Genomic DNA, 17,575 nt, shown 5'->3' with positions numbered 1-17,575 from the left:
ACGACAAAAAATCCCATTATCTTCATGATAACGGGTCCGAGCGAAAAAGGAAATAATTTTTTGCCAAAAGCAACCGGCTTTTACCACTCGACGTGCAGTGGAAAAAAGAGAGAGCCGGCTTGCTTTTTGATTTCACGTTCGCCATCCGGATCATAACTGACAAGCACCGATGTCGCCGGGCCGCCGGAGGAAAAGAGCGGAAGCGGGCATGCGCAGGCCCGCCCTTGGCGGCCGTTGGCGGCCAACAGCTGCATCCATTCGTAGTAAATGCCTTTGGAACCGATCGGAATGAGCTCATAAACAGACGGAGAGGCGAGAAGCTCAACAAACAGCGGAAGCGGCGCAACCCATTCCGGATGCGAAAGCACGGCCAGGCCGACGAGCGGGCGGCCGATGACAGCAAACTTCGCCTCTTCGGGCGTGATGCCGATTCGTTTCCGTTCGTTGGCCACCGTCCCGATGGCCGTCACACCAAGCGCCGACTGCACGGTGGGAAAATTCGATTCCGTGCTGCCGGTGATCGGGAGATCGATCCCCAACTCGCGGCACGTTCTCCTGACGCCGCGGCAAAGGGCTTCCCACCGGTCATCGGCGATGAAGTTTTGCAGCACGACGGCTTTCGCTTCCGCTCCGACGCTTAACAATTCCATCAAGGCAACGCGGGCGGAAAAATACGCAACAATATCCACCGAGACGGACACCGCATCGCCCGGCTTGTCCCCGACCGCCGCCGAACCGTCGGCCGCAACGGCGAGCTCCATGCCGTCGGCAAACGGAAGGAAAAGCACATCACGCATGCGGCGCCTCTCCCCCCATTTTTGCCGCCAACCGGACGACAACCGGCATGATGGCTGCTGCGATCAACACGTTGACCGCCGCGGCTGCCGAAAGCGGCGGAATGACGGCAAAAACAAACGGCCAGCCGAACGAAACGGCAAGCGGCAGCGGCGCCAAAAACGCATTGCCGATGAAAAAGACGACGGCGCTGCCGATTTTCCATCCCCGCCGATGCAGCACGGCGAACAGGGCGCCAAGCCCCGCCATTTCAAGAGCGACAAACCAATGAACTGGGCCGAGCGGAAAACCGGCGATCAACGCCGAAACCAAATGCCCAAGCCCAGCGACCGCCGCTCCGGCGCACGGGCCAAGAACCCCGGCGGCGACAAGCGCCGGTGCGCTGTCCAAAGCGATGCTGCCGACAAACGTCGGCAGCTTGATGAACGATCCGATCGCCGAAAGCGCCAAACAAACGGCCGTCCAAGCCAAGCGGCGGTTCATTGTTTCTCCTCCTTGTCGCGGAACACAATCGCGCTCCGTTCATACTCGATGTCCTTCACCCCTAAACGCGCGTTCACGACCCGGGCAGCAGCGAACAAATAATCGGACAGGCGGTTCATATATTTGAGCACAACATCGTTGATCGGCTCCGCTTTTTGCAAGGAAACGATGCACCGCTCCGCCCGTCTTGCCACCGTACGCGCCATATGGAGCGCCGCAGCCGCTTTGGAGCCGCCCGGCAAAATGAATTTTTGCAATGGCGGCGCTTCTTGCACGTGCGCATCAATGCGCTCTTCTAAAAATGTGACCATCGCCTCGGTCACCTTATACGGAAGCTTGCCGTTGACGATGGCCAGGTCGCCGCCGCAGTCAAACAGCTCGTGCTGGATTTTTTGCAGCTCAGCGCAAAGGTCGCGAAACCGTTCATCGCCGGCCAATAACGCAAGCGCCCATCCGATGAACGAATTCGCCTCGTCAATCGTTCCGTACGCCTCGACGCGCAAATGATCTTTGTCCACGCGCCCGCCGACTAAACTCGTTTTCCCTTGGTCTCCTGTTCGCGTATACAAATTCACTTTTCCTCTCCCCCTTTATTTCAATCGTTCCGAAAGGCCGCACCAAATGCGGTCGACGCGGCAGCACAAGGAAGCTAGTCGCTGGTAGCACATTCCCACGGCGTCGCGCCAGCGCCGCTCTTGTGGATCAACCGGAACAACGCCTTGCGTCACATCGGTGCCGACCCAGACGACTGTGCGGCCAGACACCGCCGCTTCCCACCGCTGCCAAGCGCGGAAATAGGATTCCCACTCGTCTGGGTCCGGACGGGGGCGGATGGCGGCTTCCAACCCGTCAAAGACGACCGTTTTTGCCGTTTCGATGCCATCCGGCGGCCTATACGGCTCCACATAACCGTTATGCCATACAATATGAACTCCATCATTTATTCCATACCGTTCCCGCACCCATTTTCGTTTTCCTTGAAACGCACCGCCGATAACGAAATGCACCGCTCTCCCCCTTTCCAACGCTCGATCGTCGATTCCAACATATATCCGCCGGCAAATGGCACCTCCCATTCCCAAAACGAACGGGCATCGGGCGCATACTGCTCGAGCAGGAGGCGAATCGGGCCGCCATGGGTGATGACAGCCACATGACGGGCGCCCGCCCGCTCAGCGAACGCAATCGTCTCCGCAAGCGCCTGTTTGATGCGCGCTTGAAAATCGGCATAACGCTCCCCGCCGGGCGGCGCCGCGGAAAAGGGCGACGCAAGCCATTGCCGGTAGGCGGGCTCCGCTTCCAGCTCAGCAAACGTTTTTCCTTCCCAAGCGCCAAAGTGAAGCTCGCGCCAGCGGCTGGTGCACCAATCGGCCCCGCGTCCGCCAAACAGCAAGGCGGCCGTTTCTCGACAACGGTGAAGGTCGCTTGTCACAAGGCAATCGACCGCACATGGCCGCTCCATCTGCAAGCGGTGCAACCTGCAACGCTCCTCAGCTGCAAGCGGTGCATCCGTCCAGCCAATATACGCCCGACGTCGGTTTTGTTCCGTCATCCCAGGGCGGATGAGTGTAAGAGCCAAATGACGCCCCATAGAACGGTCTCTCCCCCTTCGATAAACGCACCGAGCACATCGCCGGTGATGCCGCCAAACTGTTTTTCTGCCCACGGCTTTGCCGCCGCCGCCAACACGACAGCCGCGGCAGCCAGCGCCGCCCCTGTTTGCACCGAAATGGCGGTGAATGCACAAAGAAGCGAAAGCAATACAAAAGCGAGTCCAAGCGCCCAAATGGCATCACGACATGAACTATATTCGCGAAGCGATGCCGCCATTCCTGTCGGCTTTGCCAGCTTGCCGACGGAAAGAAGCCAGGCAGCCCCGGCCCGCGACAACAGCGGAACGGCGGCGAACAGCGCCGGCGGAACGCCTGTCTGGAGCGATTCGTACAGAAACAGCCAACGAAATGACAACAAACAAATAAGCGACAACACCGCAAACGCGCCGACGCGCGAATCGGACATGATCTCTTGCCGCCGCTTGACGTCGCGGTACGAAAAAAACGCATCGCTCACATCCATAAAGCCGTCAGCGTGCATCCCCCCGGCCATCCAAATGCCAAGCCAAAGAAAAAGAAGCGCCCAAACAAGCGGCGAGCTGAATGAAAACGAGGAAAAGAGTGCATACACTCCAGCCGAAAGCGCCCCGATCAGCGCCCCCGCAAGCGGCATACAGCGCACGAGCCAACGGACATGGGCGGCGTTCCATTCGATCGAGCGGCGGATTGGGATGATCGTAAACAGCTGCAGCGCGAGCAACCAACCGTTCCATGCCGACTTCATCTCGGCCACCGTCCTTTTTTCACGCGGAGAAGGCCGCATTCAACGACCGCGGCAGCCGCCGCTTCCGCGACCAGCTGCTGGTGAAGCGAGCCAAGCGTTTTCATGTAGCGAAATGTGCCAAGATCATCCGGAACACCCCCAGCAAACAGCTCGTTCGACACCACGACAACCGCACGGCAGGCGGCGGCCCATGCCCGCACTCCGTCAAGCAAGCGGCGTGCGGCGGCCCGGGCGTCCTCTTCTGTTTTCCAATGTTCCCCGGAAAACAGTTCGTAAGCCAGCCAGGCCGTCAAGCAATCCAGCAGGACGACATCATCCGGGCGCAGGGAAGCGGCAATCTTCTGCGAAGAGAACGGAACTTCCCACACTGTCCAATGCGCAGCCTGCGCGGCGCGCCGCTCTTGGTGGCGGCGGATGCGCGCTTCCATTTCTTCATCCGTTGCCTGCGCGGCGGCGATATAGTGAAGTCGGCCGCCGCGAGAAAGCCGGATGGCGCATGCTTCCGCCACTTCACTTTTCCCGCTGCGCGCGGCGCCGCTGACAAACACCATCATCCGCCCCACCTCGCAAGCGCTTCAAGCAGCCGATCATTCTCTACCTGCGTTTTGACCGCAAGCCGCACGTAACGTCCGTCCAGTCCAGGAAAATTCATTGTATGCCGCGGGACGATTCCTTGCTGCAATAAATAGAAAAACAAATCCTCTGTCCGTCCGGAGAGTGGACGCAGCAAGTAAAAATTGACGACCGACGGCGAAACGGCGTACCGGCCGGCCGGCAGCGACCGAAACACGCGCTCCCGTTCGGCGACGATCCGTTCTCTCACCCACTTGACAAACGATTCCATCGCGACGAAGCGAAGCGCCAATTGTTGAGCAATGCGGCTTGTGCTCCAAGGCGGCTGGCGCGTTTTCAAAGAGGAGATCAACGCCTCGTCGGCAGCGACATAACCAAGGCGCGCGCCGGCCAGATGATGGATTTTCGTCAATGATCGAAGCACAATGAGGCGCGGATAGCGATCAAGCCAGCGCATGGCTGTAAATCCGCCGCGCCAAAACGGATAGAACGCCTCATCCACCACGATATACGTCCCCGTTTGGTCTGCCGCCTCGACGAGCGAGCGGAGATCACGCTCCGGCATTACGGTTCCGGTTGGGTTGTTCGGGTGACAGAGAAAAACGGCGTCGCATTCCGACAACCATGCCGCCGCTTTGTCGATGTCGTACGAAAAACCGACGCTTTCCTCTGCCAGCAAAGACTTGACTTCGCATCCGTAAGCAAGGCAAGCGCGCCGATACTCGGAAAACGTCGGCTCGAAAACACCGACACGACGGCCGGCAAATAGCGCGGCCAACAAATAAATCGCTTCCGCCGCCCCGTTCGTCACCAACACTCGTTCCGGCCGAAGCCGCTCTTGCTTGGCAAGAAGCTCCTTAAGCTCCTTCGCTTCCGAATCCGGATACTCACCGGCCCAGCGAATCCATTCCTCGCTGTTCGGCCAAGCCGACGGCGGCAGGCGATATGGGTTCGTATTGACGCTGAAATCAATGTATTCGTTCGGAGGGGCCAATCCGCATTGCTCATACAACGCGCGCGGATTCGCCCCATGCGCCGGCCAACGCAACAATCATCCCCCCGATCCATAGCAGCAATAACGTAAAGGCGAGCACCGTTCTGATCATGATGCCGACCGCCTGGCGAATATGAACCGAGCGCAGCGGAACATCGGGATCGCCGAGCGTCGGCCGCTCAGAGACAATGCCGCCGTATGTATTTGTTCCGCCGAGCTGCACGCCGAGCAGTCCGGCCATCGCCGCCTCGGGCCAGCCGCTGTTCGGGCTTGGGTGGCGGCGGGCATCGCGAAACAAGATCGACAGCGCCAAACGAAGGCGGCGGCCGCCGCAGACCAACACCATCACGAGCGCCGTCAGCCGCGCCGGAATGTAGTTGAGCGCATCGTCCAGCCGGGCGGCCGCCCAGCCAAATTCGCGATACGTTTCATTTTTATAGCCGAGCATCGAATCGCACGTGTTCACTGCTCGGTACAGCATGGCAAGCGGCGCGCCGCCCAAAGCCGCGTAAAAGAGCGGAGCCGTGATGCCGTCGCTCGTATTTTCCGCCACCGTTTCGACGCAGGAGCGGGTGATGCCGGCCTCATCGAGCCGCTCGGTGTCGCGGCCCACGATCATCGACAGCGCCCGCCGCGCCTCGGGAAGATCGCCCGCTTCAAGCGGCCGGCGCACATCCTCAGCCGCTTCAGCGAGGCTTTTGGTCGCAATGGTGGTGAAAATGAGCGCCGCCTCGATCGCCACCCCCACGTACACGGACAGCGCGTAGCCCACATAAACGACCAACGCCGACAACCCGTAGACGGCGGCCAACACGACCGCCACGGCCGCCGCCCCTTTCGCCCGCCGCTTTGTTCCTTGATTCCAGCGGCGGTCCAACCACGCAATCAGCGTTCCCATCCCGCGCACAGGGTGCGGCAGCCAGCGCGGGTCGCCAAGCAGCGCATCCAACAGCAAAGCCAACGTCATTGCCAGCAAATGCGTCATCGCCGCCCCCTCCGCCGCTTGTAGCGGTCAAGCGCCTCGATCGTCGCTTCATACACGAGCCGACCGATCGTGCGCCCGAGTTCCGTCGCCGTTCCGGCATAGGCAAACGTCGGCCCGGTTTGCGTCGCCGCCACGGCGAGCGAATCGGTCGACGTGCCGGTGGCAAGCGTCCCTGTTTCCGGGTCGCAAACCGAACAGTCGGCGAGCGCTTTTACCTTCGCTTCCGTCGCCGTCATCATCGCCTGGACAAACGCCGCTTCCGTCAGCACTCCGTCAATGACAATCACCATATTGATCGTTCCCGGCCTTGCCGCAAGCGGCTTATGCTGCCACGCTCGAGCGGCATCAACCGCATTGCCGACGCCAGCGGTCGCCATGACCGCCACCGAAAACGCTTCCCCTTCTTTCTGAAGCCAAACGGCATCACGGACATCAACCGCCGTCATCATGCCGATCGTTCGTTCCAGCGAAAACCCGTGCTGCTCCAAATAGCGGCGCATGTCTCCTTCCGCATCGCCGCAATCGTAATCCAACCCGACTTGGCGATTGACAAAATGGGTCGCCCATTGAAACCCAGCGCCGATCAATGCCGAGGACAGGACGCGAAGCGGCTGGCGGGAAGCCAGAACAGCGGCGTCATCAAGAAAGAACAAACGCAGCTCGCCGGCCGACGATTCTTCTTGTTTCCCTTTCGGCACGAACGAAAACATCGGCTTTGCCGTCGCCGGATGGGCCAGACGCACAATCGGCGCGGCAAACACTTCCTCAAGCAGCGCCGGCGTCATCACATCTGTCGGCGTTCCAAGCGCCGCTGTTTTTCCTTCTTTTAACACAAGCACCCGGTCGCAATATAAGCTAGCGACGTTCATATCGTGAAAGACGGCGACGACCGTCAAGCCGCGGGAGCGGGCAGCTTCCGCGAGCCGGTCCAAAAGCCGGACTTGGCCGCTCACATCCATATGGTTCGTCGGCTCATCCAGCAAGAGCAGCTGCGGCTTTTGGGCAAGCGCCCGCGCCAAATAGGCGCGCTGCCGCTCGCCGCCGCTTAGCCGCTCAAGCGGCTCATCGATTTTGTCAGCCAAGCCGACCGCACGAAGCGCTTCTTGAACCGCCGCTTCATCCTCTTTCGTCCACGTCGGAAACAAGCCGCGCTGATGGGCGTAGCGGCCGAGCGCCACCGTTTCTCTCACCGTATAGCCGGCCGCCGCCTCCGCTGTCTGCGGCAGGACGGCGGCAAACCGCGCCCATTGCTTCGCAGACAGCGTCAAAAGCGGCTGGCCATGAATCTTGATCTCACCGCTGGCAAGCGGAAGCTCTTTGCAAATGAGTTTCAGCAGCGTCGTTTTTCCGCTGCCGTTCGGCCCGACGATGCCAAATAGCTCCCCTTTTTCCACGGAAAACGTCACACGATCAAGCACTTGCTTTGGTCCATACCGATGCGATACGGCCCGCACCTCGAGCATCATCATCCCATCTTTCGCTTCATTTTTCGGAAAAACAAGACGGCAAATAGCGGGGCGCCGATCAGTGCGGTGATGACGCCGATCGGCAGTTCGCGCGGTTCAATGATCATCCGCGCCGCCACATCGGCAAGTACAAGAAACGCCCCCCCGTACAAGAGCGACAGCGGCAAGAGCACCCGGTAGTTTGGCCCGCACACAAGCCGAACCATATGCGGAACGACAAGCCCGACAAAGCCGATCGTCCCTGACACCGACACCGCCGCGCCGGTGAGCAGCGCCGCCGCCGTCAAAATGATGACTTTTCGGCGCGTAACATCAACGCCGACATGAAGCGCCGCCGCCTCGCCAAAAGCAAACGCGTTCAACTCGCGGCCGTTGGCGAGAAGCACCGCTGCACCAGCGAGAAAAAACGGCAGCAACAGCCCGCTGTATTTCCATCCGCGCATTGCGACGCTCCCCATCAGCCACGAGATGATTTGCCGCAATTCTTCCCCGGTCAACGCGATCATCAGTGAAATGAAGGCGCTGAAAAACGCGCCGAAGATAATGCCGGCTAAAATGATCGTCTCGACCGACATTTGCCGTTCAACCATGCGAGTGAACGCCAAAACGGCGGCAAGCGTCGCCATGCCGCATAAAATGCTCACGATCGGCAGCGTGAACGTGCCAAAGAGCGGCCATTGCCAGCCGAGAAAGATGACGAGCACCGCTCCGACCGCAGCACCGGACGAGACGCCGAGCGTGTACGGATCGGCGAGCGCATTTTTCAGCAACCCTTGGAACGCCGCGCCAGCCAGCGCCAATGACGCCCCGACCAAAAAAGCGAGCACGACGCGCGGCAAGCGGATCGCCATCACGATCGGCACCCAATCGGCCGGAATGTCAGACGAAAGCGGCATACCAAACCATTCGGACGCAAGAATGTGAACAATAGAAGAAAAGGGAATCGACAGCGATCCTGTCGATATCCCTACGAGCAACGATAACATGGCCGCCGTGACGGCCAATATATACATCCACGTTTTACTTGAACACATCCGGGTAAATGGCTTTGGCAAGTTCCTCGACCCCTTCGACAAGGCGCGGACCCGGGCGGCTTACTAAGTCGGTGTTGACGTCATACACCCGCTTGTTTTTCACCGCCGGCACGTCTTTCCAAGCGACGCGCGCCAACACTTGCTTCGCTCCGCCGTATGTCGTGATGATCACGTCCGGCTTATAGGCTACGGCTTTTTCTTCCGTCACCATCGGCCAGCCTTCCAAGCTGCCGGCGACGTTTTTCGCTGAAATCACTTGAAGCATCTCATCCATAAACGTCCCTTTGCCGGCCGTATACAGCTGCGGCGGCGGCGACACTTCAATCCAGACGTTCGCTTGCTTGTCCGCCGGGATTTGTTTCGCTTTTTCTTGAATTTGCGCAAGCTTCTCTTTCATCTCATCAATCACTTGCTTCGCTTTGTCTGTCGTCCCGGTCGCTTTGCCGATCAATTCGATGGACGCATACACATCGTCGAACGACTTCGCGTCATTCACGACAAGCACGGTGATGCCGGCGTCTTTCAATTGCTTGAGGCCATCGCGCGAGTTATGGGCGCTTGACGCGTGGGCCAAGACAAGATCCGGTTTGAGCGAAATGATTTTCTCGACATTGAATTCCATGCCGCCGATTTTCGTTTTCGTTTTGACGTCTTCCGGGTAATTGTCAAAATCGCTGACGCCGACGATCTGATCGCCCAACCCCAACGCATAGGCGATTTCCGTATTGCTCGGGATGAGCGAGACGATCTTTTTCGGTTCCGCTTTGATTGTGACATCCTCGCCAAGCCCGTCTTTCACCGTCACTGGAAACGCCGCTTGTTCCGTTTTCGGTTCTTCTTTTTTCGCTGGCTCGGTGCTGCCATTCGCCCCGCCGCAGCCGACGAGCACGGCGGCCAAAAGGAAGAACACCGCCAGCACCGCCGGCCATGTCCAACGTTTCATCCGTCATTCCCCCTTCAGTGATGTATGTACAATAAAAAACGCCCATTCCGCCTAAATCTGGGAATGAGCGCGAAACAGACCGCCAATGGGCACAACAATGCCCGATGCGACTGTTTCCGCGTCTCACCCCCCGAAGATTCGGAAACTGCGGCAAGCAAGGCAGGTCTACTGGCTCATGCTTCATCCTACTCTGAAGCCTTCCCGTACGGAAAACAGCGCAACCCATCTGTCCGTACAGTGGCGATTTCATTTCGTCCGCATTGACAGTTGCGGGGACAGCTCCGGATTCCCACCGGATTCCCTATTAAGCCGTTTCGGCACCTTGCTGCGAATGGATTCAGTTATGGGATATGGATATTTTTATATTAAAACAGCGTTTGCCGTTTGACAACTATTTTTATCCTGAATCCGTGATAAAGACGCGTTCAAAGCTGCCAAGAAAACTGGATCAATCAACAAAATATTGCACTCGGGGTTCTTCACCTAATAGGTGAACATTCGAAATGGAGTCGAAGTCTCGACACGATTGGGTTTCCCAGCATTTTTGATGCACTTCTGTCACGGATTCAGGTTTATAGAAAACTGGCAGCCAGCTCTCCAAACCAGCGTTCCCAGCCAAGCGGCCGCCTAACCGCCATAGGAAAAGGCGCCCCGCCTTTATGCAAGACGCCTTTCTGACTGCCGGCTCCATTCGTCACTGTTGAATATATTTGTCAAACACAAAACCAAAATCTTTGACCGTATAGTTCTTTTTCGCTTCCGTCAGCCAGCGAAAAGCGTATTCATTCACGGTCTGAAAATCCGCCGACACATTGGCGCCGTCGCCTCGCATGTTGGCAAACACCTTGGCCGCCAGTTCCAAACTCCGCTCCGCATAGTTGAACTTCGTTTCGTTTTCATGGCAAATCTCCGCGATCGCCAGCAGCGATTTATACAAATCTTTCAATTCCTCAATATGCTTTTTATGCACATCAATGGAGTAGGAATGCGGTCCAATTTTAAATTTAATTTCCGCATCCAAATCGACCGTCCCGGCCGTTTCGAGCGATACGTCGGAAATCGGATGCTTGTAGTAATCGTAGCGGCGCAGCGTCCGTTTTTTGCTCGCGGCGCTCGTGCCGTCCAGATGAATGAGCGCGCGGTTTGTGAAGCAATATTCATCGGATTTCGATTTAATAAGGAAATAGATTTTTTCCCCATCCTCGTGCATCACATAATCATCGGCATCCACTTTGTCGTAGTCTTTCGGCTGAATAACCGAGCCGATGTCGCTTAGCCCAAGCACATCGGCGGCGACTTTTCCAAACATGCTCATGTTCCTCCGGCTCCTTCCGCGTTTTATCGGCGCCCACCTATTGGCGGATGAACGGCGTTTTGCCTTAACAAGGCGCCGTACCCTCATTCTGTAATACGCCGCGATCGAAAAAATGTTTCATCGTCGGCAAAAAACGAAAGACCCAACGCCTTTTATGACGGCGTCAGGCCTTACAAGCAACTACAGTTCCCCGCTTAGACGGGAGTCTTTGTTCGTGAGTCGCAAAAAGACCAGATAAACGAGTCCAATCGCGATCCAAATCAATCCTAGCTTTTTGCTGAGCGGGTCCAGGTTCATCCATACATAGCCGATGATAACAAAACCGATGAGCGGAAACAAGAGATGATTGATATAATCGTTACTCTTTTGTTTGCGCAAGAAATAGTTCATCACTGATACATGCAAAAAGAGGAAAGCCGTCAGGGCGCCAAAGTTGACAAGCGAAGCGAGTTTATCAATTTGTGAGGCGAACACCGTCGTGACAATGAGCGAAATCACAGCTACAAGCAATGTGCTGACGTATGGCGTTTGAAATTTCGGATGCACTTTAGCCAGCACACTGGGCAGTTTACGGTCGCGACCCATGCTGTACAAAATGCGGGAGATGGCTGCCTGGGCGACGAGCGCGTTCGCGATCCCCCATGAAAGCGCAGTGGCGATGATCGTTGTCCATTTCAGCCATGGTCCTCCTGCCAGCTCCGCAATCTGATAAAACGCCACATCTGCGTTTTTAAACGTCGTATAATCAGGCCAAATGAGAGCGGCGACCCATGTTTGCACGATGAAAAGCGCACCGACAACGAGCAAAGCGAAAATGATCGCTTTGCCGATCGATGATTTCCCGTCCCTTGTTTCCTCAGCCAGCGTCGACACCGCATCAAAACCAAGGAAGCTCAAGACGGCCACCGACACCGCCCCCATCACCGTCTCCGCGCTGAAATGATTAGGATCGTACAGCGGTTTGAACGTAAACTGCGCTCCATTGACGCCTTTTATAATCGCAATAATTCCTGTGATCACAAACACTGCAAGGACGATGAGCTCTAAAACAACAATCACTTTGTTCGCTTTGGCCGTCATCTCGATTCCAAGAATATTAATGATCGTATTCATGCCAATGAACAGAATGAGCCACACGGAAATCGGCACTTGGGGCACAATATCGGCTAAGGCAGCAGCGCTGACCAAATAGAGAAGAGCCGGAACAAAAATGTAATCAAGCAAAATGACCCAGCCTGCCATAAAACCGACATATTCATTCATTCCCCGCTGGGCGTAAGAATACACGGAACCAGCGATTGGAAACGCTTCGGCCATTCTGGCGTAGCTCAAGGCGGTGAAAATCATCCCCACCATTCCGATTAAGTATGCTAAGGCGACCATCCCTTTTGACCCTTGCGCTACATACCCGTAAATGCCGAAAGGAGCGATCGGCACCATGAACACCATTCCGTAAATCAACAAATCAACAAATGTGAGCGACCGTTTTAATTCCTGTTTATAACCGAGCGACTCAACCGATGTGTTCGTTTCAAGTTGCGCCATCGCCGTTCCCTCCTCAATCCTCAAACAGGCGGATGCCATACGCTTCAAGCACAAATCGCGGTACAAAGAAACGCGCCGTGACGAGCGGGTCAACGACTTGACTGATTTGTGTCTGACCGACAGCGCTAAGCACCATCGTCAAATGGTTCAGCGTCAACGGAGTGTGCGGCAACAGCAAATTAACCATTTCCTCAACCGACTGTTTGACCGCCTCATCCAACGTTTTGGCCGAGACGATCGTCGCAATGCCATCATCGTTTTGCAACAGTGGATGGTTGAGCGAATATCCTTTCATCACCCGGACGGTGACCGTCACTTCCCCCGAAATTTCGATACCAGACACGCCGATTTCGCCGTCCCCCATCGCCGCATGCAAATCGCCTAATGCGAACAACGCCCCTTTGACAAAAACCGGGAAGTAAACGGTTGCCCCTGTTGTAATGAGCTTTGTATCCATATTGCCGCCATGCGGCCCGGGCATCCCGCACGACACATCCTCACCGCTCGGCGCTACCCCGATAACGCCAATCATTGGATTTAATGGAATAGAAAGATGCTCGTCAAATACGGCCCGGTTTTCTTCTACTGGAATCATTTTTGCCTCAAACTGCGGAATCCGGTCTCCAAGCACCCCGAGCCCTGGGCCGACAGCCATGACCCCCTGTCCTTTGAGGCGAATCTGTTCAATTTTTACCGCTAAAATGTCACCGGGTTCCGCCCCTTCAATATAGATCGGTCCGGTCGCCGGATTGATATGATTCCAATCGATCGAGTCAAACGGCGTTTCGCTTGAAGTAATTTGATTTTGGAAACAGTCGTACGTTTCGATGACAAACGTTTCCCCTGACTGGACTGTTCGAACCGGTTGGTGGTTTTTGCTAAATGCATAAATGGCCGTTGTGCATGGAACAAATGACATGTCCGCTTTCCTCCCTTTCGTTTTTGTCTCATTATAACAGGGAGCAAACAAACTATTTTGCATTTTTTTGATTCATTTTTGTTACTTCTTTATTTTTTGAATTAATCGATAAATCTGAGTAAACAAGAAACCGCCAATCCCATTCCATGCTATGGCCTCCAGCACATTATAGCGCATTCCCCATCGCCAGGCGATAGCAAACAAACATACCCATCCGATCATGCCTATAACCCCCATCGGTTTCTCTCCTGTCCGTAAAGCAGCCAACCCAAAACACGAGGAGGCAAGCAAGGCGGTCGAAAACATGACCATCCGCATCGGAAGAAGAGGAGCAATAAAAAAGAGGGCTAGTACAAGCAAAAAAGAGATGACATATGTCCATGAGAGATGCCTGCTCCACCTGTGCCAAAAAATTTGCACAACGGAATGCAAGGAAAGGGATAAGCTAAGTGACAACGCCGCCAGCAAGGCAATAGTAAGCGGCCAAGCAATCAAGACAGAAGAATGAAGCAGCCACCGTTTCAGTATGGCGGCAGTCGAAGCGGCCGCCGCATACGGGACGCATAAGGCTGCGACGGCCAACGGAAGCGGAGCAAGGCAAAACGCGGCCATAGAAAACGTCAGCGCAACGCGTTCTTTTTTCAATATTGATGCAATATCCCATACATACTCGTCGGCCAACCATTGCCCGGCAGCCGCCGCCAGCACAGCCCAAAACAACACGAACAACGAAACCATGTTCACATCGAGGGAAGCTGGGACAGTGCGTACAATCATCTCATATTGCCGCGCCACACCACCCGTTAGATAATAGGCAAACGGAACCATTCCCATCACTATATAAACAATGTATAGCAGAACCGTTCCGATTTTCCGCATCCCCAACCAACCGGCGAGCACGGTAAACACGTACACATAGACGAACCAAATGAATAAAAAAGTCGGAGAAAAACGAAAGAGTTGCTGCAACAAATAGGCACATAACACGACAACGGTAAGCAGCCGGCCGATCGAAAGAAGGCGAACAAAAAACCGAAAGAAAAACAAAGCCCGCGCCGTAAAACAGCAGTCCGGCCAGCGATCCCCTTCCTCTGTTAGGGAACGATAGCGTACGGCCACTGCTGAACGCCAAAGCACAAAAACGGCGGCCCACACCGCCATAGCCGTCACCACCCCCGCCGCCACCCCACCATGAATAAAAGCATAACATCCAAACAACAGCAGCTCACCGGATGCGAAACGCAGTAACAGGGCATTGACCCCCTTGCTTAATCCAAGCGCCTCCGCTCCGATAAAACTGCAGCGACCAATATGCGGCACAGCAGCAAGCAGCAGTACGCATGCCATGAATAAAAGCATATACCAGTCCATTATCCATTGGTCTCCTTATACTTCGTAGGCGGGATGCCGACATATTTTCGAAACAAATGACTGAAATGATGTTGACTAGAAAATCCTGTCTCCTCAGCAATGCGTGCCATGGACCAATCCGGCTTTTTGGTCAACAGCTCTTTCGCCTTTTCAATCCGATATCGATTGACGTAATCCTTAAAATGGATGCCGATCTCCTCAACAAACAGCCTGCTCAAATAGGCTGGATGTACATGCACGGCAACGGCTACCTCGGTTAAGCTGATTTTTTGTGCATAATGACAGTGCACATATTCGAGCGCCGCGCGGATGAGCGGGGACGAGACAAGCGCTTCCGGATGCTTTTGTTCAAATTTCGACAACGCTTGATCAAACTCGCTCTCGATGAGCGGCTTCACCAAGTAGTCGAGCACTTCAAGCTGAATCGCCCGTTTGGCATAAGCAAAATCTTGGTAGGCTGTGATAATGATCAAGGCAAGATCGGGCTGTTTTTGTTTGAGCTCATAGGCCAAATCCAACCCGGACTGTCCAGGAAGGTGGATATCGATCAGCGCCAGCCGGAAGCGATGGGATGCGGCCAACCGTTTCGCCTCTGCGGCATCCTCCGCCGGCCATACTTCCCAATGCGGATATTTCCGCTTCACCAAATACGTGAGTTGTTCCAATTCCAAATATTCATCATCGACAATCAGCACCTTCATCGTTTATCCCTCATCCCCTGGAACATACGGCCAAACGACAAGCGCCTCTGTCCACCCGCGATCATCTTTTTGCAACACAAGCTGAGTTGGCAAATCAAACAAAAGAGCAAACCGCTTGCGCAAATTATCCAAGCCGACACCTCCATTCGCGATGGATAACTCCTTCCCTTCATTGCCATTATCGCAGACGCGCAAATATACCCAGTTGCCTTGGCGTCGAAAATCGATCGCCAAACATTTTTCACCCGCTTTTTTCTCAAGGCCATGTTTGAATGCGTTTTCCACCAGCGTTTGCAACGTATAAGAAGGAATGAGCGCACGCTCTCCATCCGGATCCATTTGCACCGACACCGACAGCCGTGAACCGAAGCGAAGCTGCTGCACCGCTAGATAGTTGCTTGTATGCGCCCATTCTTGTTTGAACGGAATAAGCGGCTGTTTCGTCTCATAGCTATCACGCAAAAACAGCGCAAAATGCTCCATTCCCCGAATCATTTCTTCATTTTTTCCTAAGCGCGCCAAGGATAAGAAAGCGTTCAACGCATTGAAAAAGAAATGCGGTCGGATTTGTTGATGGAGTTGCATATACTTGCTTTCTTGAAGTTCTTTTTCCAATCGAAGGCGCGCATGTTCCAACTGCCAATAATCCACTTCTTTTTCCGCTACTCCCAACAGCGCCAACACTGTCAACGATACAAGCGGCAACAATACGCTGAAAATGAGAATGAGATGAAATAATGGCTCGGCAATCATCATATTCTCCCCGCCACTCGCAATGCTTTCCCATTTGTTTTTTAATTTTATCACAAATTTGTTCTTTCATTTGATCACAAATTGAACGCTCTCCCACCTACGCGTACGCTTAGAAGTGGGAGATTCTTGAGAACACCCGCCCCACGGCAGGCTGTCCACCAAGCCATCCCCGTGCGTCCCACGGTTCTTTACACTTTCTATTCTGTGAAAGCAAGAGGAAGAGCGATGACCCATCCCCATTCATCCCCCACTTCCGCTCACGCGTGAAAGTGGGGGTCTTCTCGGTTCAGGATGATAAATAGAGGCGGCAGTACAAGGCAAATGTTTCCCACATCCGCAAACTTATTTTTCCATCATCTTGGCTCCCATCCTATCCTCTCCCGGCAAAAAAACGCCCCAAAAGCGAATGCTTTTGGGACCGACTGATCATATTCCACTTTATCTCAACGGCGATCTTGCCATGCGAATATACGTATGGCGTCTGCCGCGAATGGCGATCGAATACGCCATAATATTCTCTGGAACAGCGATGCCATGATAGCCAGAGTCGCCGATATGATGTAGATCCGCCCCAGCCATTTTGCTTGCAAGCGCGATTTGACGAATCGTACTCTCGTCAGCTCCTTCTTGGCTTGTGCCGATCGTCAGCATCGCAAGCGCCCCATGTTCATGCGCCACCTGAACAAGCTTCTCTGTCTTGTCTAATATCACCCCCGGCACCGTTCCAGGAGCCGGCATCAAAACGACATCCGCACCAGCGTGAATGAAACGCACCACCACTTCTTCCGATACGATCCCGCTTCCCGCTTCATCGGCAACGCCTGCCGCGTGCATTTTCCCAGCCATCACGAGAGCGTCCTCGCCTAAAATGGACCGCGCCGTTTCGATGGCTTTCACAATCTCATCATTCGTCACGCCTGTTTTCGGGTTTCCGGTTAGGCAAACAAAATCAAATCCTAGCTGTTTTGCTTGTTGCAGCGACTCGGCCGTTGCCATTCTCCCTTTTGGCAGCGCCGCAAGCTCCTCAAGCTGCTTTGCATTTGGGTCAACCGGCTCCAAATTGACGCCAACCGGGCGCCCTGTCAACTGCTTTAACCGTTCCACCATTTGATTCGGTTCGTTCGTGTCCAACCCGTTCACAACCGGCCGGAACACATCGAACCAATTCAACAACAGCAAATCCGCCCCAAACGCCGCGGCCAGTTCGGCGTTGGTGACCGCCGGATACAGCGGCGCAAATTCCCCGATGACTTCCGCGACGATCACCCTGCCTTCTGACGCTTGAATCGATTGTTTTAACTGTTTTCCTGTCATCCGACGAAAATCGGAGGCGTTGCAATCCAGCAGCCGCTTCACCGGAG

At 55.1% G+C, this 17,575-nt stretch carries 19 protein-coding genes and 1 riboswitch; all 19 genes read right to left on the bottom strand.

Features of this window, described 5'->3' with window-relative positions; all coding sequences use genetic code 11:
- Positions 1-80: 80 nt before the first annotated feature.
- Positions 81-797: an AIR synthase related protein gene (locus tag B9L19_RS07040; RefSeq protein ID WP_025948515.1), complete on the bottom strand. Its 717-nt coding sequence runs from the start codon at positions 795-797 to the stop codon at positions 81-83.
- On the bottom strand, positions 790-1,278 hold the full coding sequence (locus B9L19_RS07035) for an ECF transporter S component (protein ID WP_025948516.1): 489 nt from the start codon (positions 1,276-1,278) through the stop codon (positions 790-792). The genes B9L19_RS07040 and B9L19_RS07035 overlap by 8 nt, the downstream gene beginning before the upstream one ends.
- Positions 1,275-1,853 (bottom strand): cob(I)yrinic acid a,c-diamide adenosyltransferase, encoded by a 579-nt coding sequence (locus B9L19_RS07030; protein WP_025948517.1) that lies wholly within the window; start codon positions 1,851-1,853, stop codon positions 1,275-1,277. The genes B9L19_RS07035 and B9L19_RS07030 overlap by 4 nt, the downstream gene beginning before the upstream one ends.
- Before the next feature lie 15 nt (positions 1,854-1,868).
- Positions 1,869-2,285: a bifunctional adenosylcobinamide kinase/adenosylcobinamide-phosphate guanylyltransferase gene (locus B9L19_RS07025; protein WP_025948518.1), complete on the bottom strand. Its 417-nt coding sequence runs from the start codon at positions 2,283-2,285 to the stop codon at positions 1,869-1,871.
- Positions 2,219-2,869, bottom strand: a complete 651-nt coding sequence (locus B9L19_RS07020; protein ID WP_047752876.1) for a histidine phosphatase family protein — start codon at positions 2,867-2,869, stop codon at positions 2,219-2,221. The genes B9L19_RS07025 and B9L19_RS07020 overlap by 67 nt, the downstream gene beginning before the upstream one ends.
- Positions 2,827-3,615, bottom strand: coding sequence for an adenosylcobinamide-GDP ribazoletransferase (locus tag B9L19_RS07015; RefSeq protein WP_047752875.1), 789 nt, complete (start codon positions 3,613-3,615; stop codon positions 2,827-2,829). The genes B9L19_RS07020 and B9L19_RS07015 overlap by 43 nt, the downstream gene beginning before the upstream one ends.
- Positions 3,612-4,169 (bottom strand): bifunctional adenosylcobinamide kinase/adenosylcobinamide-phosphate guanylyltransferase, encoded by a 558-nt coding sequence (locus tag B9L19_RS07010; protein ID WP_025948521.1) that lies wholly within the window; start codon positions 4,167-4,169, stop codon positions 3,612-3,614. The genes B9L19_RS07015 and B9L19_RS07010 overlap by 4 nt, the downstream gene beginning before the upstream one ends.
- On the bottom strand, positions 4,166-5,236 hold the full coding sequence (gene cobD / locus B9L19_RS07005; protein ID WP_047752874.1) for a threonine-phosphate decarboxylase CobD: 1,071 nt from the start codon (positions 5,234-5,236) through the stop codon (positions 4,166-4,168). Before cobD ends, B9L19_RS07010 begins: the two co-directional genes overlap by 4 nt.
- Positions 5,193-6,167: an adenosylcobinamide-phosphate synthase CbiB gene (gene cbiB, locus B9L19_RS07000; protein WP_025948523.1), complete on the bottom strand. Its 975-nt coding sequence runs from the start codon at positions 6,165-6,167 to the stop codon at positions 5,193-5,195. The genes cobD and cbiB overlap by 44 nt, the downstream gene beginning before the upstream one ends.
- Complete coding sequence (locus B9L19_RS06995) at positions 6,164-7,636, bottom strand: adenosylcobinamide amidohydrolase (RefSeq protein WP_047752873.1); 1,473 nt, start codon at positions 7,634-7,636, stop codon at positions 6,164-6,166. Before B9L19_RS06995 ends, cbiB begins: the two co-directional genes overlap by 4 nt.
- The gene (locus tag B9L19_RS06990) at positions 7,633-8,667 is read right to left on the bottom strand and encodes a FecCD family ABC transporter permease (protein ID WP_089113880.1); all 1,035 of its coding nucleotides are present in this window, start codon (positions 8,665-8,667) and stop codon (positions 7,633-7,635) included. The genes B9L19_RS06995 and B9L19_RS06990 overlap by 4 nt, the downstream gene beginning before the upstream one ends.
- The gene (locus B9L19_RS06985) at positions 8,654-9,610 is read right to left on the bottom strand and encodes an ABC transporter substrate-binding protein (RefSeq protein WP_025948526.1); all 957 of its coding nucleotides are present in this window, start codon (positions 9,608-9,610) and stop codon (positions 8,654-8,656) included. The genes B9L19_RS06990 and B9L19_RS06985 overlap by 14 nt, the downstream gene beginning before the upstream one ends.
- Before the next feature lie 141 nt (positions 9,611-9,751).
- A riboswitch (cobalamin riboswitch) is annotated at positions 9,752-9,950 on the bottom strand.
- Between the two features lie 354 nt (positions 9,951-10,304).
- Entirely contained in the window at positions 10,305-10,919 is a 615-nt protein-coding gene (locus tag B9L19_RS06980; RefSeq protein ID WP_047752870.1) for a PH domain-containing protein, read from the bottom strand.
- A 186-nt stretch (positions 10,920-11,105) separates the two neighbouring features.
- A complete protein-coding gene (locus B9L19_RS06975) occupies positions 11,106-12,470 on the bottom strand; it encodes an APC family permease (protein ID WP_025948528.1) in 1,365 nt (454 codons plus the stop codon).
- Between the two features lie 13 nt (positions 12,471-12,483).
- The gene (locus B9L19_RS06970; RefSeq protein ID WP_025948529.1) at positions 12,484-13,389 is read right to left on the bottom strand and encodes an acetamidase/formamidase family protein; all 906 of its coding nucleotides are present in this window, start codon (positions 13,387-13,389) and stop codon (positions 12,484-12,486) included.
- An 81-nt stretch (positions 13,390-13,470) separates the two neighbouring features.
- Complete coding sequence (locus B9L19_RS06965; protein WP_025948530.1) at positions 13,471-14,760, bottom strand: hypothetical protein; 1,290 nt, start codon at positions 14,758-14,760, stop codon at positions 13,471-13,473.
- On the bottom strand, positions 14,760-15,461 hold the full coding sequence (locus B9L19_RS06960) for a response regulator transcription factor (protein ID WP_025948531.1): 702 nt from the start codon (positions 15,459-15,461) through the stop codon (positions 14,760-14,762). Before B9L19_RS06960 ends, B9L19_RS06965 begins: the two co-directional genes overlap by 1 nt.
- A 3-nt stretch (positions 15,462-15,464) precedes the next feature.
- Entirely contained in the window at positions 15,465-16,214 is a 750-nt protein-coding gene (locus B9L19_RS06955) for a sensor histidine kinase (protein ID WP_025948532.1), read from the bottom strand.
- A 438-nt stretch (positions 16,215-16,652) separates the two neighbouring features.
- Complete coding sequence (locus B9L19_RS06950) at positions 16,653-17,570, bottom strand: DUF7916 family protein (RefSeq protein WP_047752866.1); 918 nt, start codon at positions 17,568-17,570, stop codon at positions 16,653-16,655.
- Positions 17,571-17,575: the final 5 nt, after the last annotated feature.

This window comes from Geobacillus thermocatenulatus (genome assembly GCF_002217655.1).
Taxonomy (GTDB): Bacteria; Bacillota; Bacilli; order Bacillales; family Anoxybacillaceae; genus Geobacillus; species Geobacillus thermocatenulatus.
Note: the sequence above shows the minus strand (reverse complement) of the source record. Positions and strands in the feature narration are given on the sequence as shown.